The sequence below is a fragment of the Pseudomonas sp. LBUM1657 genome, from assembly GCF_059716075.1.
In genome coordinates this window covers 4,727,317-4,750,157 of the sequence record NZ_CP166799.1, presented here as the reverse complement: position 1 = coordinate 4,750,157, position 22,841 = coordinate 4,727,317, and the positions used below count along the sequence as shown (strand labels likewise).

General features: G+C 59.6%; 19 protein-coding genes. 11 read left to right on the top strand and 8 right to left on the bottom strand.

Annotated features, from left to right (window positions below):
• Positions 1-210: 210 nt before the first annotated feature.
• A complete protein-coding gene (gene mnmC, locus ACA055_RS21845) occupies positions 211-2,190 on the bottom strand; it encodes a bifunctional tRNA (5-methylaminomethyl-2-thiouridine)(34)-methyltransferase MnmC2/FAD-dependent 5-carboxymethylaminomethyl-2-thiouridine(34) oxidoreductase MnmC1 (protein ID WP_497680538.1) in 1,980 nt (659 codons plus the stop codon).
• A gap of 207 nt (positions 2,191-2,397) precedes the next feature.
• Here mnmC and pap point away from each other — a divergent pair, with 207 nt between their 5' ends.
• Both pap and ACA055_RS21835 read left to right on the top strand, forming a co-directional pair.
• Entirely contained in the window at positions 2,398-3,921 is a 1,524-nt protein-coding gene (pap, locus tag ACA055_RS21840) for a polyphosphate:AMP phosphotransferase (RefSeq protein ID WP_497680537.1), read from the top strand.
• A gap of 102 nt (positions 3,922-4,023) precedes the next feature.
• On the top strand, positions 4,024-5,208 hold the full coding sequence (locus tag ACA055_RS21835; RefSeq protein WP_497680536.1) for a thiolase family protein: 1,185 nt from the start codon (positions 4,024-4,026) through the stop codon (positions 5,206-5,208).
• 118 nt (positions 5,209-5,326) lie between these two features.
• Here the strand turns inward: ACA055_RS21835 and ACA055_RS21830 are convergent, their stop codons facing one another.
• A complete protein-coding gene (locus ACA055_RS21830) occupies positions 5,327-5,521 on the bottom strand; it encodes a DUF6316 family protein (protein ID WP_497680535.1) in 195 nt (64 codons plus the stop codon).
• 211 nt (positions 5,522-5,732) lie between these two features.
• On the opposite strand from ACA055_RS21830, the gene ACA055_RS21825 reads away from it, so the two are divergent.
• Positions 5,733-6,692: a DMT family transporter gene (locus ACA055_RS21825; RefSeq protein ID WP_497680534.1), complete on the top strand. Its 960-nt coding sequence runs from the start codon at positions 5,733-5,735 to the stop codon at positions 6,690-6,692.
• A gap of 91 nt (positions 6,693-6,783) precedes the next feature.
• On the opposite strand, the gene ACA055_RS21820 is transcribed toward ACA055_RS21825, so the two are convergent.
• Positions 6,784-8,178, bottom strand: a complete 1,395-nt coding sequence (locus ACA055_RS21820) for a class II fumarate hydratase (protein ID WP_497680533.1) — start codon at positions 8,176-8,178, stop codon at positions 6,784-6,786.
• 192 nt (positions 8,179-8,370) lie between these two features.
• Between ACA055_RS21820 and ACA055_RS21815 the strand changes: the two genes are divergently transcribed.
• The 7 genes from ACA055_RS21815 (at position 8,371) to ACA055_RS21785 (ending at position 16,123) form a co-directional block, all read left to right on the top strand.
• Positions 8,371-8,895, top strand: a complete 525-nt coding sequence (locus ACA055_RS21815) for a DUF2059 domain-containing protein (RefSeq protein WP_109633752.1) — start codon at positions 8,371-8,373, stop codon at positions 8,893-8,895.
• Between the two features lie 12 nt (positions 8,896-8,907).
• On the top strand, positions 8,908-9,207 hold the full coding sequence (locus ACA055_RS21810) for a BolA family protein (RefSeq protein ID WP_054051883.1): 300 nt from the start codon (positions 8,908-8,910) through the stop codon (positions 9,205-9,207).
• Positions 9,208-9,308: 101 nt separating this feature from the next.
• Positions 9,309-10,250, top strand: coding sequence for an oxygen-dependent tRNA uridine(34) hydroxylase TrhO (gene trhO, locus ACA055_RS21805; RefSeq protein WP_497680532.1), 942 nt, complete (start codon positions 9,309-9,311; stop codon positions 10,248-10,250).
• Positions 10,251-10,253: 3 nt separating this feature from the next.
• Positions 10,254-10,889: a DsbA family protein gene (locus ACA055_RS21800; RefSeq protein WP_497680531.1), complete on the top strand. Its 636-nt coding sequence runs from the start codon at positions 10,254-10,256 to the stop codon at positions 10,887-10,889.
• A gap of 19 nt (positions 10,890-10,908) precedes the next feature.
• Positions 10,909-12,699: an ABC transporter ATP-binding protein gene (locus tag ACA055_RS21795; RefSeq protein WP_497684464.1), complete on the top strand. Its 1,791-nt coding sequence runs from the start codon at positions 10,909-10,911 to the stop codon at positions 12,697-12,699.
• Positions 12,700-12,823: 124 nt separating this feature from the next.
• Entirely contained in the window at positions 12,824-15,283 is a 2,460-nt protein-coding gene (locus tag ACA055_RS21790) for an EAL domain-containing protein (protein ID WP_497680530.1), read from the top strand.
• A 78-nt stretch (positions 15,284-15,361) separates the two neighbouring features.
• Positions 15,362-16,123 (top strand): iron-containing redox enzyme family protein, encoded by a 762-nt coding sequence (locus ACA055_RS21785; RefSeq protein ID WP_497680529.1) that lies wholly within the window; start codon positions 15,362-15,364, stop codon positions 16,121-16,123.
• A gap of 140 nt (positions 16,124-16,263) precedes the next feature.
• Here the strand turns inward: ACA055_RS21785 and ACA055_RS21780 are convergent, their stop codons facing one another.
• The 5 genes from ACA055_RS21780 to ACA055_RS21760 all read right to left on the bottom strand — a co-directional run bounded on the left by ACA055_RS21780 (position 16,264) and on the right by ACA055_RS21760 (position 21,248).
• Positions 16,264-17,190 (bottom strand): GGDEF domain-containing protein, encoded by a 927-nt coding sequence (locus ACA055_RS21780; RefSeq protein WP_497680528.1) that lies wholly within the window; start codon positions 17,188-17,190, stop codon positions 16,264-16,266.
• Positions 17,191-17,563: 373 nt separating this feature from the next.
• Positions 17,564-18,304, bottom strand: coding sequence for a YciK family oxidoreductase (locus tag ACA055_RS21775; RefSeq protein WP_497680527.1), 741 nt, complete (start codon positions 18,302-18,304; stop codon positions 17,564-17,566).
• Between the two features lie 176 nt (positions 18,305-18,480).
• On the bottom strand, positions 18,481-19,152 hold the full coding sequence (gene mupP, locus ACA055_RS21770; protein ID WP_497680526.1) for an N-acetylmuramic acid 6-phosphate phosphatase MupP: 672 nt from the start codon (positions 19,150-19,152) through the stop codon (positions 18,481-18,483).
• A 4-nt stretch (positions 19,153-19,156) separates the two neighbouring features.
• Entirely contained in the window at positions 19,157-19,855 is a 699-nt protein-coding gene (gene ubiG / locus ACA055_RS21765; protein WP_497680525.1) for a bifunctional 2-polyprenyl-6-hydroxyphenol methylase/3-demethylubiquinol 3-O-methyltransferase UbiG, read from the bottom strand.
• Between the two features lie 58 nt (positions 19,856-19,913).
• The gene (locus ACA055_RS21760) at positions 19,914-21,248 is read right to left on the bottom strand and encodes a TRZ/ATZ family hydrolase (protein WP_497680524.1); all 1,335 of its coding nucleotides are present in this window, start codon (positions 21,246-21,248) and stop codon (positions 19,914-19,916) included.
• Between the two features lie 107 nt (positions 21,249-21,355).
• On the opposite strand from ACA055_RS21760, the gene mtnA reads away from it, so the two are divergent.
• On the top strand, positions 21,356-22,432 hold the full coding sequence (mtnA, locus tag ACA055_RS21755) for an S-methyl-5-thioribose-1-phosphate isomerase (RefSeq protein WP_497680523.1): 1,077 nt from the start codon (positions 21,356-21,358) through the stop codon (positions 22,430-22,432).
• Positions 22,433-22,841 lie beyond the last annotated feature (409 nt).

Here is a 22,841-nt window from a genome sequence, read left to right as displayed (position 1 = left end):
CCTTACCGGTTTTTCCGTTGGGGAGGGTCAAGCAATACCGCGCCAAAAACGACGGGTACTCAGAAACTGACTCCCCTCGGTATCGGTAGTTTTAGATCGATAAGTTATAAGGCGCGGTGGCCGGGACTTTGCGCGTTACCACGATGGCATCGCGGGTGAGCGGTAAATAGTTATATCTATGAGGGGAATTGTTGATCGGAACCCGGGGTGTTACTTGCCCCGGATCAAGCGCCGCAATACAAACCGATTGGGATGACAGGCTTCGGCCACGCTTCTGGGCAATGGCAGAGGCTCGTTATCCAGCCAGGCCGCGAGCAGTTCACCGGACAGCGGCGCGGTTATGAGACCGCGCGAGCCGTGGCCGCTGTTGATGTACAAACCTTCAAGCCATGGGCATGCAGCGTCCGGTACTTGCCGGGCGTCTTTGCTTAATGCGGCATACGCCTGGATAAAAGCCTGGTTGTCGGCCAAGGGGCCGACGATGGGTAAATAGTCGGGGCTGGTGCAGCGGAAAGCGGCGCGACCTTGAAGGGTGTCCGGGTCAAGTTCCTCGATGTGCAGACGTTCGACCAGATCATTGGAGATCTCTTCCAGCATGGCCAGATTACCCAGATGCTCAGCCGTGGTGGGTGTCAGGTCATCGCTCTTGAAATCGAAACTGGCGCCCAGGGTGTGCTCGCCCAGACGTGCCGGTGCGACATAACCTTCGGCACACACCACGGTGGTCAGTGTCTGGCTTTCAGGGGTTTGCACGAGGCGGGTAATCTGCCCGCGAATGCGTTTGAGCGGCAGTTCGGCGCTTTGCTCGAAGCGCCGGATCTCGGCGGCGCCGGCCAGCACCACCACGGGTGCGCTGGCAAGCAGGAGCTCGCCGTCCCAGGCCTGCCATTGGCCATCGGCTTTGCGCAGTTCAAGTACATCGTGGTGCGCAAGCAGTTGAATGCTCGGATGCGCAGCCTGCCATTGGCACAACGCCGGTGGATGTACCCAGCCGCCCTCGGGAAAGTACAGGCCGCCATAGTCGAGACCAATACCGGCTTGAGCCTGCGCTTGAGATTGATCCAGCAGGTGCAGCAAGTCGGCAGGGAACGCCGTCGCCAATTCTGCCTGACGTTCGGCTTCCTTGGCGTTGAACGCCAGTTGCAAGACTCCGCAATCGTCCCAGTCAACACCCCGGTGCAACTGCTCAAGCAAGCGCCGGGTGTGGCCGAAACCACTGACGATCAGTTGTGACAAGGCAGTGCCATGGGCCGACAGCTTGAGGTACAACACGCCTTGAGGATTGCCCGAGGCTTCCTGCGCCAGCGCGTCGTGACGTTCCAGCAGACTCACTTGCCAGCCCCGCGCAGCGAGGCTGGCGGCAGTGGCGCAACCGGCCAGACCGGCGCCGATCACCAGGGCGCGGCGTTCGCCAGTGACCGGCGTCGGACGGGCGAACCACGGTTTCGCCGCGACTGGCGCCGCTACCGTTTCGGGCCAGCCGAGGAACACACCCCGCAGGATTTCCCATTTGTGGCCGATACCCGGCGTGCGCTTCATCTTGAAACCCGCCGCATTCAGCAAGCGTCGCACCCAACCGGTGCTGGTGAAGGTGCTGATGGTGGAGCCGGGCGCTGCCAGACGCGCGAGTTCGGCGAACAATTCGGCGGTCCACATGTCGGGATTTTTCGCCGGGGCGAAACCATCGAGAAACCAGGCATCGATCTGTGCATCCAGCTGTGGCAACTGCTCCAGCGCATCGCCGATCAACAGGGTCAGGGTGACACGGCCGTTGTCCAGGATCAGGCGCTGGAAGCCCTGATGGATTGCCACGTATTGCGCCAGCAGTTGATCGGCAAACGGCTTGAGCTCAGGCCATAACCCCAGAGCCCGCTGCAAATCGGCTGCGCTCAGCGGGTACTTTTCGACACTGACAAAATGCAACCGCGCACCGGCCACCGCGTGCTGTTCGAACAACTGCCAGGCACACAGGAAATTTAACCCGGTGCCGAAACCGGTCTCGCCAATCACCAGTCGACCGTCCGCCGGCAATGCGGCGAAGCGTTCACGCAACGCGTTTTGCTCCAGAAACACGTAGCGGGTTTCATCAAGACCCGACAGGTCGGAAAAATACACATCATCGAACACCCGCGAGCGCGGGAGCCCTTGGTCGTCCCAGTCGAGCTGGGCGTGGGGCAATACAGGTTTCATGGCAGGCTCGGCAACGGCAAGGCGGCCATTCTAGCCGATCGCCAGCGGGGTGCTTGATGCATGGCAACGATCGGGTTTGAGAAGCTGCAGTCTTGTTGTGGCGAGGGGCAAGCTCCCTCGCCACAAAAGACCAATACACAGGGAATTTTCTGCGCTGACTACCTGCCCAAACCGCTAGTCTTGCTCAATCCTGGAAGGAGCGGTCCCATGTTCGAATCTGCCGAAATCGATCACGCCATCGACAAAGAATTCTATGAAGCCGAAGTGCCGGCCCTGCGTGGGGCGTTGCTCGAAGCGCAGTTCGAACTTCATCAGCAGCGTCGTTTTCCGGTGATCATCCTGATCAACGGCATCGAAGGCGCCGGCAAGGGTGAGACGGTCAAGTTGCTCAACGAATGGATGGACCCGCGCCTGATCGAGGTCCGCACGTTCGATCAGCAGACCGACGAAGAGCTGGCGCGGCCGCCCGCGTGGCGGTACTGGCGGATGCTTCCGGCCACGGGGCGCATGGGGGTTTTCTTTGGTAACTGGTACAGCCAGATGTTGCAGGGCCGGGTGCATGGCGAGTTCAAGGACCCGCGACTCGATCAAGGCATCAACGCGGCCGAGCGGCTGGAGAAGATGTTGTGTGATGAAGGCGCGCTGATCTTCAAGTTCTGGTTCCACCTCTCCAAGAAACAAATGAAGGCGCGGCTTAAAACCCTGGCCGATGACCCGCTGCACAGTTGGCGCATCAGTCCGCTGGACTGGCAGCAATCGCAAACCTACGACAAGTTCGTGAAGTATGGCGAACGCATTTTGCGCCGCACCAGCCGCGACTATGCACCGTGGCATGTGATCGCAGGAATGGACCCGCGCTATCGGAGTCTGGCAGTGGGCAAGATTCTGCTCGAAGGTCTGCAAAGCGCACTGAAACGGCCCAGGATTCACCCCACCAAAGTCAGCGCCGCGCCCGTATTCCCCAGTGTCGATCAGGTGAACCTGCTCGACAGCCTGGACCTGACCCAGCGCCTGGACAAAGACGATTACGAAGAGCAACTGATTACCGAGCAGGCGCGTTTTTCGGGGCTCATGCGCGACAAACGCATGCGCCGGCACGCCTTGATCGCGGTGTTTGAAGGCAACGATGCGGCGGGCAAGGGCGGGGCGATCCGGCGTGTTGCCGCGGCGCTGGACCCGCGTCAATACAGCATCGTGCCGGTCGCCGCGCCCACCGAAGAGGAACGGGCACACCCTTATCTCTGGCGTTTCTGGCGGCATCTTCCCGCGCGGGGAAAATTCACAGTGTTCGATCGCTCCTGGTATGGCCGGGTGCTGGTGGAGCGCATTGAAGGTTTTTGCAGCCAGGCAGACTGGTTGCGTGCGTACGGTGAAATCAACGATTTCGAAGAACAGATCGCCGATGCGGGTGTGATCGTGGTCAAGTTTTGGCTGGCCATCGACAAGCAGACGCAACTGGAACGCTTCCAGGAGCGCGAAGAGATTCCCTTCAAGCGCTTCAAGATCACCGAAGACGATTGGCGCAACCGCGACAAGTGGGACGACTACCGCGCGGCGGTCGGCGATATGGTCGATCGCACCAGCACGGAAATCTCGCCGTGGACGTTGGTGGAAGCCAATGACAAGCGCTGGGCGCGGGTCAAGGTGCTGCGCACTATCAACCAGGCGCTGGAAGAGGCGTTCGAACAGTCCGACAAACGCGGCAGGAAGGCGAAGCAGAACAAGAAGTGAACCGATGGTTGCGCATACGCGGGGTGAATGATTGTCGCGGTCGGTAATGAGGTGGACTTATGCTCGGTCCACTTTCAACCGACAACAACAATGAGGTATGCCATGCGTGAAGTGGTGATCGTCGACAGCGTGCGGACCGGCTTGGCCAAATCCTTTCGCGGCAAGTTCAACATGACCCGTCCGGACGATATGGCGGCACATTGTGTCGACGCATTGTTGGCGCGCACGGGCATCGACCCGGCCAGCGTCGAGGACTGCATCGTCGGCGCCGGTTCCAACGAAGGCGCCCAGGGTTTCAACATCGGTCGCAACGTCGCGGTGCTGTCGCGCCTGGGCATCGGCACCGCCGGCATGACCCTCAACCGCTTCTGTTCGTCGGGCTTGCAGGCGATCGCCATCGCCGCCAACCAGATCGCTTCGGGTTGCAGCGACATCATCGTCGCGGGCGGCGTCGAGTCCATCAGCCTGACCATGAAAAGCGTCAATACCGACAACCTGATCAACCCGCTGCTTAAAGAACACGTGCCGGGCATCTACTTCCCCATGGGCCAGACCGCCGAAATCGTCGCGCGTCGTTACAACGTCAGCCGCGAAGAGCAGGATCTGTACGCGCTGCAAAGTCAGCAACGTACCGCCCAGGCTCAGGCTGCCGGGTTATTCGACGATGAAATCGTGCCGATGGCCGTTAAATATCGCGTTGAAGACAAGGCTACCGGTCAGGTGCAGATACTTGACGGCATCGTCGATCATGACGACTGCAACCGCCCAGACACCACCCTGCAAAGTCTGGCCGGGTTGAAACCGGTGTTTGCTGAAGACGGTTCGGTGACGGCGGGTAATTCGTCGCAACTGTCCGACGGCGCTTCGATGACGCTGGTGATGAGCCTGGAAAAAGCCCTGGAGTTGGGGCTGAAGCCTAAAGCCTTCTTCCGCGGTTTCGCCGTGGCCGGTTGCGAGCCGGATGAAATGGGCATCGGGCCGGTGTTCTCGGTGCCGAAGCTGCTCAAGGCCAAGGGTTTGCAGGTGGCAGACATTGATCTGTGGGAACTCAACGAAGCGTTTGCCTCGCAGTGCCTGTCCAGCCGTGATCGGTTGGAGATCGATAACGAGAAGTACAACGTCAACGGTGGCTCGATTTCCATCGGTCACCCGTTCGGCATGACCGGATCGCGACAGGTCGGGCATATCGTGCGTGAATTGCAGCGGCGCAACTTGCGCTACGGCATCGTCACCATGTGCGTGGGGGGCGGGATGGGGGCGACGGGGTTGTTTGAGGCGGTGCGTTAAAGCCGCAAGACTTTGTGGTGATTGAAAGGCCGTGTCACGAGCAAGCCCGCTCCCACATTGAACTGCATACGCGGTCAGATGTGGGAGCGGGCTTGCTCGCGAATGCAGGCGCCGCGGTTCACAGGTTCATACGCAACAGCAGCATCCGCTCGATATAAGCCTCAATCTCCCGCGTAGCCGTCTCCGGGTTTTCAAACGGCCCTTCCAGGGTGTTTTCCCGAGTAGCGAAATACAACTCCCCATTCACACGACACATCCGGTCACTGCGAAAGTGCGTGGCGGGGGCGTTGTCCTGGGCGCGCATGCCGTACATGGTGATCTCCTGAGGGGGTATTCCTGTTGGTGGATCCAATCAGCTTATGCATGAACGAGTTACCACGCCTGGCCATCCGATCGACGGCATAGCGCCAATTTAATGATGCGACCTGCACAGTTTCATACACGGTCGGTCGCCAACTGTCCCTGTGTGTCGAACGGCAGTGGGCCTAGAATGGCCTTTCTCGTTACCAGGCTTTGGGGTTTGCATGCACATTTCATCGGGTCGCTGGGTTTACGGTCTGTTCCTGGCCTTGTTGACCGCGTTGTTGTGGGGAATCCTGCCGATCAAACTCAAGCAAGTGCTGTTGGTGATGGACCCGGTGACGGTGACCTGGTTTCGTCTGATGGGGGCCGGTGGGTGCCTGTTCATCTACCTGGCTGCGACCAGGCGCCTGCCGAGTCGCAAAGTCCTCGGTCCGCGCGGTGGCTGGCTGGTGTTGATGGCGGTGCTCGGTCTGGTGGGCAACTACGTGCTGTATTTGATGGGCCTGAACCTGCTTAGTCCCGGCACCGCACAACTGGTGGTGCAGATGGGGCCGATCATGTTGCTGATTGCCAGCCTGTTTGTGTTCAAGGAACGGTTCAGCGTGGTGCAGGGCATTGGCCTGCTGGTGCTGCTGATCGGGTTTGGATTGTTTTTCAATCAGCGTCTGAGTGAATTGCTCACCTCGTTGACCGATTACACCGCCGGCGTGCTGTTGGTATTGTTGGCTTCAACGGTCTGGACCTTCTATGCACTGGGTCAGAAGCAATTGCTCACAGTGTGGAATTCGCTGCAGGTGATGATGGTGATCTACCTGTTCTGCGGGCTGTTGCTGACACCGTGGGTGCATCCGCTGGAAGCGCTGCAACTGAACCCGCTGCAAGGCTGGCTATTGCTGGCGTGCTGCCTGAACACCTTGATTGCCTATGGCGCGTTTGCCGAGGCCCTGGCCCACTGGGAAGCGTCGCGGGTCAGCGCGACCCTGGCGATTACACCGCTGGTGACGTTCGCTGCCGTGGCCGTAGCTGCGTGGTTGTGGCCGGAGTTTGTGCATGCCGAGACGATCAATGGCTTGGGTTACGGCGGGGCGGTGCTGGTGGTGCTTGGATCAGCGCTAGTGGCGTTGGGGCCGTCGTTGATTGCGGGGCTCAAGGCGCGGCGGGTGCGCATAGCGGCCAGTTAGACCGCGTTATCGTTCTTCGCGAGCAAGCCCGCTCCCACATTCGACCGCGTACGCAGTCCAATGTGGGAGCAACTGTCAGACGCCAAAAATCTCAGCCCTTGGCACCCGCCTCCAGCATATTCTCCGGCCGCACCCAGGCATCAAACTCTTCATCAGTCAGATACCCCAGTTGCAACGCCGCCTCACGCAAGGTCAGGCCTTCGGCGTAAGCCTTCTTGGCGATCTCCGCCGATTTGTCATAGCCAATATGCGGATTCAGCGCCGTTACCAGCATCAACCCGCGTTCCAGGTGTTCAGCCATTTTCTCCGCATCCGGTTCCAGGCCGGCGATGCAATGCTGCTGGAAGTTGCTGCAGCCATCACCCAGCAGACGGATCGATTGCAGCAGGTTATGGATGATCACCGGTTTGAACACGTTCAGTTGCAGATGCCCCTGACTCGCGGCAAAACCGATGGCGACATCGTTGCCCAAGACTTGGCAAGCGAGCATTGACAGCGCTTCGCACTGGGTCGGGTTGACCTTGCCGGGCATGATCGAGCTGCCCGGTTCGTTGGCCGGCAATTTCACCTCGGCGAAACCGGCGCGCGGCCCGGAACCCAGCAGACGCAGGTCATTGGCGATTTTCATCAGGGTCACGGCGAGGGTTTTCAGCGCGCCGGACAACGTGGTCAGCGGTTCATGACCGGCCAGCGCGGCAAATTTGTTCGGTGCAGTGACAAACGGCAGGCCGGAGAGGGCGGCCAGTTCGGCAGCGATCGCTTCGCCAAAACCGTGGGGTGAATTCAGTCCGGTGCCGACCGCCGTGCCGCCCTGGGCCAGTTCGCAAACGGCGGGCAGTGCGCTGCGGATCGCCCGTTCGGCGTAATCCAGTTGCGCGATGAATGCTGAAAGCTCCTGACCAAAGGTGATCGGCGTCGCGTCCATCATGTGCGTGCGGCCGGTCTTGACCAGCTTCATGTGCCGCGCGGCCAGCTCGGCCAACCCTCCGGACAGCTCACTGATCGCCGGCAGCAAATGTTGCTGCACCGCTTGGGCTGCTGCGATGTGCATGGCCGTCGGGAAGCAGTCGTTGGAACTCTGGGAGCGGTTGACGTGATCGTTGGGATGCACCGGCGCCTTGCCGCCACGCGGGTTGCCGGCCAGTTCGTTGGCGCGACCGGCAATCACCTCGTTGACGTTCATGTTGCTCTGAGTGCCACTGCCGGTCTGCCAGACCACCAGCGGGAATTGGTCGTCGTGGCTGCCGTCGAGCACTTCGTCAGCGGCCTGTTCGATCAGCCGGGCGATGTCGGCGGGCAGGTCGCCATTACGGTCATTGACCCGCGCCGCGGCTTTCTTGATCAGCGCCAGGGCATGCAGCACGGCCAGCGGCATGCGTTCGTTGCCGATTGCGAAATTAATCAGCGAGCGTTGCGTCTGAGCGCCCCAGTAGGCTTCATCGGGGACTTCCACCTGGCCAAGGCTGTCGGTTTCGATACGGCTCATCGTGCACACTCCTGTAGGTCTGATAGCGCAGTTTAGGCCGTGATCGCCGGCCGTGGTTCCATCAGTCTGGAATTTGACCGTTCAACCCCTCTAAATCAGGCACGACAAGGCTTGGGGTTGAGCGACACACTTTTTTAGGCGCAGAATGGTCGCCCTTGGGGTTTTACCTCGCCTGCTAGAAAAGGAAACTCGATGACTCGTCTTCGTGCCATCTGTACCGCGGTTGCACTGGTTTGCGCCAGCGGCCCTGTTTTTGCCGATACCGCCAGCCACAACGCCAGTGCCGAAGCTTTCCTGACCCTGGCGCACGCTGACAAATTGGGCACTCCGGTGTACATGCAAGTGCAGCAAATGTTCGCTCAGCGCTTTGAACAGACCAAAGCCCCTGAATCGAAAAAAGCCTTGCTGGAAACTTACCAGGCCAAGGCCAACGCAGCTCTGGACCAAGCCATTGGCTGGAACAAGCTGAAGCCGGACATGGTCAAGCTCTACACCACTAACTTCAGCGAATCCGAACTCAAGGACCTGGTCGCGTTCTACAAGTCGCCACTGGGCAAGAAAGTCCTGGAAAAAATGCCGCAGCTGACTCAGCAATCGGCCCAGATGACTCAAGCCAAGCTTGAAAGCGCAGTGCCTGTGGTCAACAAACTGCTGGCTGACATGACGGCCGAGCTGGAGCCTAAAGGCGCCGCCGCTCCAGCCAAGAAGAAGCCTTAAGCGGAGTTCGGTATGACCATGCAACAACGCATCGAATCGACGCTGGGCCTGTTACAGCCCGAGCATCTGCAAGTGCTGGATGAGAGCCACATGCACAGTCGTGGGTTGCAGACTCACTTCAAGGCCGTGGTGGTCAGCCAGCAGTTTGAAGGGCTCAACCGCGTCAAGCGTCATCAAAAAGTCTACGGCACGCTCGGCGAGCTGATGGGCGAATTCCATGCGTTGGCGCTGCATACCTACACGCCAGAGGAATGGGCACAGATGGACGCGGCTCCGGCCTCACCCACCTGTGCCGGCGGTAGCAAGCACTGAACAGCTGTTTTTGCTAGAATCCGCAACGCGCCGCTCACCCGGCGCGTTTTTTTTCGCATCCGGTTCACCCCTTACGAGGGTAGCCACCTGGAGAATCACCCATGACACAACAGATTGTCGTGGCGGCACTGTATAAGTTCGTCACTCTGGAAGATTACGTCGCCCTGCGCGAGCCGCTGCTGCAAGCGATGGTCGACAACGGCATCAAAGGCACTCTGCTGATCGCCGAAGAAGGCATCAACGGCACCGTGTCCGGCAGCCGCGAAGGCATCGACGGGCTGATGGCCTGGCTCAAGAACGACCCACGCATGGACGACATCGACCACAAAGAGTCGTACTGCGACGAGCAGCCGTTCTATCGCACCAAAGTCAAACTCAAGAAAGAAATCGTCACCCTCGGCGTTGACGGTGTGGACCCGAACAAAAAGGTCGGCACCTACGTCGATCCAGAGAACTGGAACGCGCTGATCAGCGATCCGGAAGTGCTGTTGATCGACACCCGCAACGACTACGAAGTCTCGATCGGCACCTTCGAAGGCGCCATCGATCCGAAAACCACCAGTTTTCGCGAATTCCCCGATTTCATCAAAGCCAACTTCGACCCGGCCGTGCATAAGAAAGTCGCCATGTTCTGCACCGGCGGCATTCGCTGCGAAAAGGCTTCGAGCTACATGCTCAGCCAGGGCTTCGATGAGGTTTATCACCTCAAGGGCGGGATTCTGAAGTACCTCGAAGAGGTGCCGCAGGAAGAAACCAAATGGCAGGGCGACTGCTTCGTGTTCGACAACCGTGTGACCGTTCGTCATGACCTCAGCGAAGGTGACTACGATCAGTGCCACGCCTGTCGTACACCGGTCAGCGTTGAAGACCGCGCATCCGAGCACTACGTGGCTGGCATCAGTTGCCCGCATTGCTGGGATAAGCTGAGCGAGAAAACCCGTCGCAGCGCCATCGACCGGCAGAAGCAGATCGAACTGGCCAAGGCTCGCAACATGCCTCACCCGATCGGCTACAACTATAAGCAAGCATCCTCCGAGGCCTGAACCATGTCTGCGCGCCTGCTCTATGTAATGGACCCGATGTGTTCCTGGTGCTGGGGCTTCGCACCGGTCGCTAACGCGCTGGTCGAGCAGGCGCAGGCAGCGGGGGTGGACGTGCATCTGGTGGTGGGCGGTTTGCGTACCGGCAGTGGTTCGGCGCTTGAGCCGACCACCCGACGCTACATCCTTGAGCATTGGCAGGCGGTCACCGAGGCCACCGGCCAGCCGTTCAAGCTGGAAGGCGCGTTGCCCGACGGCTTTGTCTACGATACTGAACCGGCCTGTCGGGCACTGGTGACCGCGCGCAGCCTGGCGCCGGATTGTGCGTGGAAATTGCTCGGGTTGATTCAACATGCGTTCTACGCCGAAGGGCGTGACGTCACTCACGCCAGTGTGCTGGTGGAGTTGGCGGAGCAGGCCGGGTTGCCGCGTATCGAGTTCGCCGCCGCATTCGACCGCGCCGATCAACACTTGGCGACGGCCTCCGATTTTACTTGGGTCCAGGACCTGGGCATCGCCGGTTTCCCTACCTTGCTGGCTGAGCGTGATGGTCAATTGGCGTTGTTGACCAATGGCTATCAACCGCTCAGCGTATTGTCACCATTGCTCGGCCGCTGGCTGGAGCGCGCTGCCTGTGCATGACCTGCCCGATGACGCCCCGATTACTCCACGTGTCGACCGCCTGAGCTGGGCAGAAATCCGTCGTTTGGCCCTGCATCACAAGAAATCCCTGTGGATCGCCAACGGCGTGGCCGTGCTGGCGACCCTGTGCAGCGTGCCGATCCCTTTGCTGTTGCCTTTGCTGGTAGACGAAGTGCTGCTGGGCCACGGTGACAGCGCGCTGAAAATCATGAATCACGCGCTGCCCGAAGTCTGGCAGAAAGCCGCGGGCTACATAGGTCTGATGCTGCTGGTGACCCTGGGCCTGCGTTGCGCTGCGCTGCTGTTCAACGTCGTGCAGGCAAAGTTGTTCGCGGCGCTGGCCAAGGACATCGTGTACCGCATTCGCGTGCGATTGATCGAACGGCTCAAGCGTATTTCGCTGGGTGAATACGAAAGCCTGGGCAGCGGTACGGTGACCACGCACCTGGTCACCGACCTGGACACGCTGGACAAATTCGTCGGCGAAACCCTCAGCCGTTTCCTCGTGGCGATGCTGACGCTGGTCGGTACCGCCGGCATTCTGATGTGGATGCACTGGAAACTTGCGCTGCTGATTTTGCTGTTCAATCCGCTGGTGATCTACGCCACGGTGCAACTGGGCAAGCGGGTCAAGCACCTCAAGAAACTCGAGAACGACAGCACGTCGCGCTTCACCCAGGCCCTCACCGAAACGCTGGATGCGATCCAGGAAGTGCGCGCCGGTAACCGCCAGGGGTTTTTCCTCGGGCGCCTCGGCCAGCGCGCCCGGGAAGTACGCGATTACGCGGTGAACTCGCAGTGGAAAACGGATGCGTCGAATCGTGCCAGCGGTTTGCTGTTCCAGTTCGGTATCGATATTTTTCGCGCCGCGGCAATGCTCACGGTGCTGTTTTCCGACCTGTCCATCGGCCAGATGCTGGCAGTGTTCAGCTACCTCTGGTTCATGATCGGTCCGGTGGAGCAGTTGCTGAATCTGCAATATGCCTTCTACGCAGCCGGTGGCGCGCTGTCGCGGATCAACGAGCTACTCGCTCGGGCTGACGAGCCTGAATACCCAGGGGAGATCGACCCGTTCAACGGGCGCGAAACCGTAGGAATCGAAGTTCAGGGTTTGAGTTTCGGTTACGGCGACGAGCTGGTGTTGAACCAGATGAACCTCTCCATCGCCCCCGGTGAAAAAGTCGCGATTGTTGGCGCCAGCGGTGGCGGCAAGAGCACGCTGGTGCAGTTATTGCTCGGCTTGTACACGCCGCTGGCCGGCACCATCCGCTTCGGTGGCTCGACTCAGCAAGAGATCGGCCTGGAAACCGTACGGGAAAATGTCGCCGTGGTCCTGCAGCATCCGGCGCTGTTCAACGACACTGTGCGCGCCAACCTGACCATGGGCCGCGAACGCAGCGATGAAGCCTGCTGGCAGGCACTGGAAATCGCACAACTGCACACAACGATCCGCGAGTTGCCCAATGGTCTGGACAGCATCGTCGGGCGTTCGGGTGTGCGTTTGTCCGGCGGGCAGCGTCAACGCCTGGCCATTGCACGAATGGTGCTGGCCGAGCCCAAGGTGGTGATTCTCGATGAGGCCACCTCCGCACTGGACGCCGCCACTGAATACAACCTGCACCAGGCGCTGGCGCGTTTTCTGAGCAACCGCACCACGTTGATCATTGCCCATCGTCTTTCTGCGGTGAAACAGGCTGATCGTGTGCTGGTGTTCGACGGCGGGCAAATTGCCGAGGATGGCGATCACCAGCAACTGATTGCCGACGGTGGTTTGTACGCCAAGCTGTATGGGCATTTGCAACAGTTGTAGCAACAGGTGCCGCACCACGCCTGCAAGGCGCGGTTTGCCGCTTGCCGGGAGCGGAATCGCAACCTAGTCTAGCTGTAGCGATTTCGTCCGGACGACGATCGAGCAGTGCTAATCAAGGGACCTCATGAATCAAACGCGGACTCTCGGAACGCCACGGTTGTTGGGCATCGTCTGGCCATTTATCGCCGTCGTGTTATTTCAGGCCCTGTTGGGGGGTGTCAGTCTTTACGTTCTGTCGGCGGTTCGCGGCTACGTTGCCGGTGAAAGCCTGTGGTCCAAGGGCCAGAAAGACGCCATCTATTACCTCAATCTGTACGCTGACAGTCGCGACGAGACGATTTTTCACAAATACCAGACTTCCATTGCCGTGCCTCAGGGTGGCCACGAGTTGCGTGTGGCGCTGGATCATCAACCACCGAATATCGAAGCGGCACGACTGGCCATTCTCAAGGGCGGCAACCACCCGGACGACGTCGCAAGTGTGATCTGGCTGTACCTCAATTTCCGGCACTTCAGTTATCTCGAAAAAGCCATCGACCTCTGGACGGTGGGCGACGAATACCTGGTGCGACTCGATAACGTTGCGCGGGAGATGCATCAGCACATCACCGTCAATCAGGCCAGCAATGAAGACATCAAGCGCTGGAAGGACCAGATATTCGCCATCAACGATGGCGTGAGCCCGGCGGCAAAAGCCTTCAGCGATGCCTTGGGCGAAGGTTCTCGTGTCATCCTGCGGCTGCTGCTGGTGACCAACCTCGCCACCGCTCTGGGCTTGATTGCATTGGCCTTGATGCGCACGCACAAACTGCTCAAACAACGCCATGCATTCGCCGATGCGCTGCAGCTGGAGAAAGACCGGGCGCAAATCACCCTGCAGTCGATTGGCGATGGCGTGATCACCACGGATGTCGAAGGCGCGATCGCCTACATGAATCCGGCCGCCGAGGCGTTGACCCACTGGAAGGCCGAACAGGCGACGGGTTTGCCGTTGGCAGCGCTGTTCAATCTGCTGGACGAGAACGCTCAGACCGATGGCTTTACGCTGATCGAGCACATTTTGAGCGGCCAGCTCAGTGGGGGCAGCGAACATTCCAAATTGATCCAGCGCCTGGATGGCAGCACGGTATCGGTCACCCTGGTCGGTGCGCCGATCCGCAATGCCGGCAAGGTCAGCGGCACCGTGCTGGTGCTGCACGACATGACTCAGGAGCGGCAATACATCGCCAATTTGTCCTGGCAGGCGACTCACGACGCCTTGACCGGCCTCGCCAACCGCCGCGAGTTCGAGTATCGCCTGGAGCAGGCATTGCACGGTCTGATGCGGCACTCGGGGCGCCATGCCCTGATGTTCCTCGATCTGGATCAATTCAAACTGGTCAACGACACCTGTGGCCACGCGGCGGGTGACGAATTGCTGCGGCATATCTGCGCGTTGTTGCAATCGGGCTTGCGCGAAGGCGATACCCTGGCCCGGCTGGGCGGCGACGAGTTCGGCATCCTGCTGGAGAACTGTGCGCCGGAAGCCGCGGAGAAAATTGCCGAGGGCTTGCGTCAGACCGTACAGAACCTGCATTTCGTCTGGAAAGGCCGCCCGTTCGTGACCACCGTGAGCATCGGGCTGGTTTATGTCACGCAAAACCCGACCACCCTCGAAGCCTCACTGCGCGCGGCCGACATGGCCTGCTACATGGCCAAGGAAAAGGGTCGCAACCGGGTTCAGGTCTATCACGCCGACGATTCGGAACTGTCCCTGCGCTTTGGTGAAATGGCCTGGGTGCAACGCTTGCACATGGCGCTGGAAGACGACCGCTTCTGCCTGTACGCCCAGGAAATCGCACCCCTTGGCCATGTCGAACAGGGCGGCGGGCATATCGAAATCCTGTTGCGCCTGCATGACGAAGCCGGGCGCATGATTCTGCCCGACAGTTTTATTCCGGCCGCTGAGCGCTATGGTTTGATGACCTCCCTCGACCGCTGGGTCGTGGAAAACGTTTTCAAGATCATTGCCCAAGGCATCGCCGAAAAACGCAAAGGGCCGTTGGCCATGTGTGCGATAAATCTGTCAGGAACGACTATCGGAGATGAGGCGTTTCTGGTCTTCCTGCGTGAACGTTTTGTGACATACGCGATACCGCCGGAAATGATTTGTTTTGAAATCACAGAAACCAGCGCAATTTCCAATCTCGGCAGTGCAATCAGATTTATCAATGAGCTCAAAGGGTTAGGGTGCCATTTTTCGCTCGACGACTTTTGCGCCGGTATGTCCTCATTCGCCTACCTGAAACATTTGCCTGTAGACTTCCTGAAGATCGACGGGAGTTTCGTAAAGGATATGCTGGACGACCCGATTAACCGCGCCATGGTCGAAGTGATCAATCACATCGGTCATGTCATGGGTAAGCGTACGATTGCCGAGTTTGTTGAAACACCCCAGATCGAGCAGGCATTGCTGGAGATTGGTGTGGATTACGCTCAAGGGTATGTCATAGAACGCCCGCATCTGTTTACCTGCGACAGTTTACAAAGTCGTCCTGCCAGGCCTCGACCTTTATTGTTCAAGGCACCTGGCACGTTCCGTTGAAAACTCTTGCTGATCCTTACAATCACAATCAAAAGGAGCCCGACAGTGATCGACACATTCAACCGAACCGGACCACTCATGGAAGCTGCAAGTTATCCCGCCTGGGCTCAGCGCCTGATCCAGGATTGCAGCGAGAGCAAGCGCCGGGTTGTCGAACACGAGCTGTATCAACGCCTGCGTGATAACAAGCTCAGTGCAAAAACCATGCGCCAGTACCTAATCGGTGGCTGGCCTGTGGTCGAACAGTTCGCGTTATATATGGCACAGAACCTGACCAAGACCCGCTTTGCCCGCCACCCAGGTGAAGACATGGCGCGTCGCTGGTTGATGCGTAACATTCGCGTCGAATTGAATCATGCCGATTACTGGGTGCACTGGAGCCGAGCTCACGGTGTCACCCTGGAAGATCTGCAAGCGCAACAGGTTGCCCCTGAACTTCACGCCTTGAGCCACTGGTGCTGGCACACCAGTTCGGCGGACTCGCTGATCGTGGCCATTGCCGCCACCAACTACGCCATCGAAGGCGCGACAGGGGAGTGGTCGGCGCTGGTTTGTTCCAGTGGCGTCTACGCGGCATCGTTTGCGGAAGAAGATCGCAAGCGAGCCATGAAGTGGCTGAAGATGCACGCCCAGTATGACGATGCTCATCCATGGGAAGCACTGGAAATCATCTGCACACTGGCGGGCATGAACCCGAGCAAGTCGCTGCAGGTGGAGTTGCGCCAGGCCGTCTGCAAGAGCTACGACTACATGTACTTGTTCCTCGAACGCTGCATGCAGCTGGAGCACGCAGAGCGAGTCCCGGTAGCCCGTGAACGGATGGAACTGGCTGAAAGCTGATCCTCTGAAGGCAACACCAACACAATGTGGGAGCGGGCTTGCTCGCGACGGCGATCTACCATTCAACGATGATGTTGACTGATAGTCCGCTTTCGCGAGCAAGCCCGCTCCCACATTTGTATTGCGGTGTTGGTGGGGGCTCAGCCCGCCATCGCCAACCGGTTGCGCCCCTCGCGCTTGGCCACATACAGCGCACTGTCGGCCCGACGCACCAGGCTCTCGACAGACTCGCCAGGCAACAGCGTCGAACAGCCGAGGCTCACCGTCAGATCAATCGAATGGCCATCGGCCGAGTAATCCTCTGCCTGTACCGCAAACCGCAGGCGTTCGCCGACCATCGCGGCTGCTTCCCGGCTGGTGTTGGAAAGCAGGATCAAAAACTCTTCGCCACCAAACCGGAACACCATGTCCACGTTGCGCAACTGGCGTTTGATCGAGGTCGCGACAGCCTTGAGAACGACATCGCCAGTGCTGTGGCCGTGGTTGTCGTTGATGTGTTTAAAGTGATCGATATCCAGCATCAGCAGCGACAAGGGTTGCAGATGCCGGCGCGACATCTCGATTTCCCGTTGCAGCGTCTGATCCATGGCGATGCGGTTGCCGGTATCCGTGAGTGGATCGCGCAATGCACTCTGGGTTGCCGCACGGTAGAGCAGGGCGTTGCGCATCGGATACAGCAACGTCGACAACAGCGACTCGATATTGGCCTGTTCCTGGTCGCTGAAACGCTGATTGCGACGGAACACCAGTTCGCCCAGATGCTCGCCTTCATGGCTGAGGCTATAGCTGATCGAATGATGGCCGCGCAGACCGAACTCCAGGCGCAAGTCACTGGCCTTGTGCTCGTAACTCAAGGCATCCAGCGGTACAAGTTTCTGAATTTCACGGAAGAAGAGCCCGAGAATGCGTTGCGGCTCAAGACTGGTTTGCAGCAGTTGGCTCAGTTGCTGGCGCAATAGCGCAAGACTGATGGGCCTCGCCAGCAAGGCGGGCTGTTGACCAAACCCCAGGCGTTGCAATTTGGCGCTATCGAAGTCAATTGCGTTGGTCTGGGAAGGTGATTTCATATGGAATGCGCCCCTAAGCAGTAAGGCTGTCTTACAAGCTGGGTGAGAGCGGCTTTGGGCTGCGCGTCGTACTGGTCCATCAGTCCCGTAGGACATGTGGCACGAGTTTAGTCCGCTTTGCCGAAGATAAGAAACCTATCGACGCAATCGCTGCCCGCCTTCTTTCACTCGGCGTGTCTGAGCAAATTTAGAGCGAAAGTCGTGCCATTCGGTTCAGTCGGATAAAAGTCGTTCTAAATCAATGTTCTGAGGGGGCTGTAGCGGAATCTTGTCAGTCTCGGTGACGGTTGTTTGACTGAAAGCGGGTGTAGTTACGACGCACTTTGTGTGCCGCGACGGGAATTCGCCGCGGCACAAAAGCGACGCGCGGACGTTACTGAGCGTTAAACGCCTGGCCATTGATGCCGGTACTGTCCGGTCCCATCAGGTAGAGGTAGACCGGCATGATCTCCTCAGGCGTCGGGTTGGTCAGCGGATTTTCACCTGGATACGCCTGGGCGCGCATGCTGGTGCGGGTGGCGCCGGGGTTGATGCTGTTGGAGCGCACGGGTGCCACGGTGTCGACTTCGTCCGCCAGGGTTTGCATCAAGCCTTCGGTGGCGAACTTGGAAACCCCGTAAGCGCCCCAGTACGCACGACCCTTGCGCCCGACACTGCTGGAAGTGAACACCACTGAGGCATCCTGGGACAGCTTGAGCAGCGGCAACAGGGTGCTGGTGAGCATAAACATGGCGTTGACGTTGACGTGCATGACGCGCATGAAGTTTTCGCCGGACAACTGCTCGATCGGCGTACGCGGACCAATGATCGACGCGTTGTGCAGCAAGCCGTCGAGATGGCCGAATTCGGTTTCGATCATCGCTGCCAGCTCATCGTATTGATGGGGCAGGGCGGTTTCGAGGTTGAACGGGATCACGGCCGGTTGTGGATGGCCGGCGGCTTCGATTTCGTCGTAGACCTGAGTCAGATTGGCTTCGGTCTTGCCTAGCAACAGCACGGTGGCACCATGTGCCGCGTAGGTTTTGGCGGCGGCAGCACCGATGCCTCGGCCAGCGCCGGTGACCAGGATGACCCGGTCCTTGAGCAATTCAGGGCGGGCGGAATAATCAAACATAAAAAACCTCACAAAACGGAAGAACACATCGCGGCGCGGCCATCGCGGGAAAGTCCGCTCCCACAGGTTCTGCTGGTGGATACAAAATATGTGAACACCCTAGATGCCTGTGGGAGCGGGCTTGCCCACGAAGACGTCAGCATTCGCGCCTCATACCCCAAGCTTGAAACCGATCCTCAGCAACCACACAAAGCGTTATCCAGCACCTTGCGCAGCTCTAGCGGATGATCCACCACCACATCCGCGCCCCAGTGCCGCGGGTTATCGTCCGGATGGATGTAGCCATAGGTCACGGCGGCCGTCTTGGTGCCTGCATCGCGCCCCGACTCGATGTCGCGCAAATCATCACCCACAAACAGCACGCTGGCCGGATCGAGGTTGAGCATCTTGCACGCCAGAATCAACGGCTCGGGATCCGGTTTGCTGTTTTTCACGTGGTCCGGGCAAATCAACAGCGCCGAACGCTCAGCCAGCCCAAGCTGCTGCATGATCGGCTCGGCGAAACGCACGGGCTTGTTGGTGACCACACCCCAGATCAGGTTGGCTTTCTCGATATCAGCCAGCAGTTCGCTCATACCGTCAAACAGCTTGCTGTGAACCGCGCAACCCGCAAGGTAACGCTCCAGGAACTCCAGGCGCAGTTCTTCAAAGCCTGGAGATTCCGGGTCCATGGAGAAGGTCACGGCGACCATCGCCTTGGCGCCACCGGAAATCTCGTCGCGAATGTGCTTGTCGTTTATCGGTGGCAAACCACGATCGGCACGCATTGCCTGGCAGATGGCAATGAAGTCCGGTGCGGTGTCGAGCAGGGTGCCGTCCATGTCGAAAAGGACTGCTCTGATACGCATCGTCTTACTCCTCGCGCAGGGTCTGGATCATGTAGTTGACGTCTACGTCGGACGCCAGTTTGTAGTGCTTGGTCAGCGGGTTGTAGGTCAGCCCGATGATGTCCTTGACGGTCAGGCCGGCCATGCGGCTCCAGGCACCGAGCTCGGACGGGCGGATGAATTTCTTGAAGTCGTGGGTGCCGCGCGGCAGCAGCTTCATGATGTATTCAGCGCCGACGATGGCGAACAGGTACGCCTTCGGGTTGCGGTTGATGGTGGAGAAAAACACTTGGCCGCCGGGCTTGACCATGCGGAAGCAGGCGCGGATGACCGAGGACGGATCCGGCACATGCTCGAGCATTTCCAGGCAGGTAACCACGTCGAACTGCTCCGGCATTTCCTCGGCCAGGGCTTCGGCGGTGATCTGCCGGTATTCGACGCTCACGCCGGATTCCAGTTGATGCAGTTGCGCGACCGCCAGCGGCGCTTCGCCCATGTCGATACCCATCACGGTCGAGCCGCGCTGAGCCATGGCTTCGCTGAGGATGCCGCCGCCGCAGCCGACGTCGAGGGCTTTCTTGCCGGCCAGGTTGACCCGTTCGTCAATCCAGTTGACCCGCAGCGGGTTGATGTCGTGCAGCGGTTTGAACTCGCTTTCGCGGTCCCACCAGCGATGGGCCAGGGCTTCGAATTTGGCGATTTCGGCGTAGTCGACGTTGCTCATGGTTAAGTCCTCTAAAACTTGAAAAATCCTGTTGCCCCGGATGTTCAGGCCGGGGGGCTTACGATTCGGTGTGGCCGCTGATGCGCTGGCCCCAGGCCTTGGCGGTGGCGCAGAGCTGGTCTTCATCCAGGCGGGTCAGGCGCTTGTCGTCGAGCAGTTGCTTGCCGGCGACCCACAGGTGTTTCACGCAGTCCCGCCCGGTGGCGTATATAAGCTGCGAAACCGGGTCGTAGATCGGTTGCTGGGCCAGGCCCGACAGGTCGAATGCCACGATGTCCGCGGCCTTGCCCACTTCCAGCGAGCCGACCTCAGCCTCGATCCCCAATGCGCGGGCGCCGTTGAGGGTCGCCATGCGCAGTGCGCGATGGGCGTCCAGCGCGGTGGCCGAACCGGCGACGGCCTTGGCCAGCAATGCTGCGGTGCGGGTTTCGCCCAGCAGGTCCAGGTCATTGTTACTGGCTGCGCCATCGGTGCCGACGGCGACATTGACGCCCGCCTGCCACAAACGCTCGACCGGGCAGAAACCGCTGGCCAGCTTCAGGTTCGATTCCGGGCAATGAATCACGTTGGTGTTGCTTTCTACCAGCATCACCAGGTCTTCATCACTGATTTGAGTCATGTGAACGGCTTGGAAGCGCGGCCCCAACAGACCCAGGCGACCGAGACGGGCCAGCGGGCGTTCGCCGCGCTGCTCGACCGATTGCTGCACTTCGAAGGCGGTTTCATGGACGTGCATGTGGATCGACGCGTCCAGTTCTTCGGCGATCATCCGGATTTTCTCCAGGTTTTCGTCGCCCACGGTGTAGGGTGCATGGGGGCCGAAGGTGACTTTGATGCGTTCATGGTGCTTGAGATCGCCAAACAATTCGACGCCCTGACGAATGGCTTCGTCCGCCGTGCTGGCGCCCGGGATCGGGAAGTCGAGGATCGGAATGGCGATTTGCGCACGGATGCCGCTGTTATGGACGCGCTCGCTGGCAACCTTCGGGAAGAAATACATGTCAGAGAAGCAGGTGATGCCACCTTTGATCTGCTCGGCGATCGCCAGGTCAGTGCCATCGCGCACGAACGCCTCGTCGACCCACTTGGCTTCGGCCGGCCATATGTGGTTTTCCAGCCAGGTCATCAGCGATAGATCGTCGGCCAGGCCGCGGAACAGCGTCATCGCCGCATGCCCATGAGCATTGATCAGGCCAGGGCTGAGCAACATGCCCGGCAGTTCGCGGATTTCGGTTGCGTTAAGCTTCAGCGCAGCCGAGCGTGTGCCGATAAAGACAATGCGCCCGTCACGGATACCCAGGCCATGCTCTTTGAGGACAACGCCAGCGGGTTCGACGGGTACCAGCCAGGTCGGCAGCAATAACAGGTCGAGCGCAACGGCAGTGTTCGGCATCGAGGATCGGTTCCAGTGCTTTTGTAAAGGATGGCGAAGTATACCCGAGCGTCTTCGCGGGGGGATCGCTATAATCGGCGGCTTTGTTCATGAGTGCGGGGTGTGGGATGCGCGATCGACTGTTGGCTGCGGAGAAGGTGAAGGCCATCGATTGGCGTGATGGCGCCCTGTACCTGCTGGATCAGCGTATTTTGCCGTTCGAGGAAACCTGGATCGCCTACACCAGCGCCGCTGGCGTGGCCGAGGCCATTCGGTCGATGGTGGTGCGCGGCGCACCGGCCATTGGCATCAGTGCTGCCTATGGCGTAGTGCTGGCGGCCCGCGCCCGGTTTGCCGCGGGCGGCGACTGGTTCGCCGCGCTGGAAGAGGATTTCGCACTGCTCGCCGACTCCCGTCCGACGGCGGTCAACCTGTTCTGGGCGCTGGGCCGCATGCGCGAACGGCTTGAGCGCCTGAGGAACCACGCCGATCCGTTGGCCGTACTGGAAGCCGAGGCGATCGCCATCCATGAGAGCGATCGCGAAGCCAACCTGACCATGGCGCAACTGGGGGTGGACCTGATCCGCAAGCACCAGGGTAACGCGCAGGCGATCCTGACCCACTGCAACACAGGCGCACTGGCCACCGGCGGCTTCGGCACGGCGTTGGGGGTGATTCGCGGGGCCTTTATTGAAGGCATGGTCGAGCGTGTCTACGCCAACGAAACCCGTCCCTGGCTGCAGGGTTCGCGCCTGACCGCATGGGAATTGGCCAACGAAGGCATTCCCGTGACCCTCAACGCCGACTCCGCCGCTGCCCACATCATGAAAACCAAGGGAATTACCTGGGTGATCGTCGGCGCCGACCGGATCACCGCCAATGGCGACGTGGCCAACAAGATCGGTACCTATCAACTGGCGGTGAACGCCATGCACCACGGCGTGCGCTTCATGGTGGTGGCGCCGAGTTCGACCATCGACATGAACCTGGCCAGCGGCGACGACATTCCCATCGAAGAGCGTGATGGTCGCGAGTTGCTGGAAGTTGGCGGCCAGCGAGTCGGGGCCGATGTCGATGCGTTCAACCCGGTGTTCGACGTGACCCCGGCTGACCTGATCGATGTGATCGTCACCGAAAAAGGCATCGTCGAGCGTCCGGATACGGCGAAGATGACGCAGTTGATGTGCCGCAAGCGTCTGCATTGACGATCTCTGGCGCCTGATAAATCGCCTTCGCGAGCAAGCCCGCTCCCACACTCAACCGTATCTAACTGAAGAGCGCGGTCAAATGTGGGGGCGGGCTTGCTCGCGAAGAGGGCCTCACAGCCACCAAACAACCCCTTTCACCCCCGAAATTCTTCAATCAAAAAGCCTCTAAGCCTCTCTCGTCCCCTTCAAGCCTGTCACCGGTCAACTAACTATGCTCCATGCGCATCTGGGGGATAGGTGCGTGGCGGCTCTTGTGATAACATCCGGCGTTTTCCGAGGCAGTCCCACGGGGTTGTCTTTACTGCGCAGATCCATGGCATAACTCGTTGATTTGTCGTAAGTCGGTGCATGGCACTCAGCCTGCAGCGGCGAGCTTCGTTCGTCCCATATGGATGTGACGAAGTTT

Coding starts and splice junctions, on each gene's coding strand:
- mnmC (WP_497680538.1), bottom strand. CDS start 2,190: ATGAAACCTGTATTGCCCCACGCCCAGCTCGACTGGGACGACCAAGGG.
- pap (WP_497680537.1), top strand. CDS start 2,398: ATGTTCGAATCTGCCGAAATCGATCACGCCATCGACAAAGAATTCTAT.
- ACA055_RS21835 (WP_497680536.1), top strand. CDS start 4,024: ATGCGTGAAGTGGTGATCGTCGACAGCGTGCGGACCGGCTTGGCCAAA.
- ACA055_RS21830 (WP_497680535.1), bottom strand. CDS start 5,521: ATGTACGGCATGCGCGCCCAGGACAACGCCCCCGCCACGCACTTTCGC.
- ACA055_RS21825 (WP_497680534.1), top strand. CDS start 5,733: ATGCACATTTCATCGGGTCGCTGGGTTTACGGTCTGTTCCTGGCCTTG.
- ACA055_RS21820 (WP_497680533.1), bottom strand. CDS start 8,178: ATGAGCCGTATCGAAACCGACAGCCTTGGCCAGGTGGAAGTCCCCGAT.
- ACA055_RS21815 (WP_109633752.1), top strand. CDS start 8,371: ATGACTCGTCTTCGTGCCATCTGTACCGCGGTTGCACTGGTTTGCGCC.
- ACA055_RS21810 (WP_054051883.1), top strand. CDS start 8,908: ATGACCATGCAACAACGCATCGAATCGACGCTGGGCCTGTTACAGCCC.
- trhO (WP_497680532.1), top strand. CDS start 9,309: ATGACACAACAGATTGTCGTGGCGGCACTGTATAAGTTCGTCACTCTG.
- ACA055_RS21800 (WP_497680531.1), top strand. CDS start 10,254: ATGTCTGCGCGCCTGCTCTATGTAATGGACCCGATGTGTTCCTGGTGC.
- ACA055_RS21790 (WP_497680530.1), top strand. CDS start 12,824: ATGAATCAAACGCGGACTCTCGGAACGCCACGGTTGTTGGGCATCGTC.
- ACA055_RS21785 (WP_497680529.1), top strand. CDS start 15,362: ATGGAAGCTGCAAGTTATCCCGCCTGGGCTCAGCGCCTGATCCAGGAT.
- ACA055_RS21780 (WP_497680528.1), bottom strand. CDS start 17,190: ATGAAATCACCTTCCCAGACCAACGCAATTGACTTCGATAGCGCCAAA.
- ACA055_RS21775 (WP_497680527.1), bottom strand. CDS start 18,304: ATGTTTGATTATTCCGCCCGCCCTGAATTGCTCAAGGACCGGGTCATC.
- mupP (WP_497680526.1), bottom strand. CDS start 19,152: ATGCGTATCAGAGCAGTCCTTTTCGACATGGACGGCACCCTGCTCGAC.
- ubiG (WP_497680525.1), bottom strand. CDS start 19,855: ATGAGCAACGTCGACTACGCCGAAATCGCCAAATTCGAAGCCCTGGCC.
- ACA055_RS21760 (WP_497680524.1), bottom strand. CDS start 21,248: ATGCCGAACACTGCCGTTGCGCTCGACCTGTTATTGCTGCCGACCTGG.
- mtnA (WP_497680523.1), top strand. CDS start 21,356: ATGCGCGATCGACTGTTGGCTGCGGAGAAGGTGAAGGCCATCGATTGG.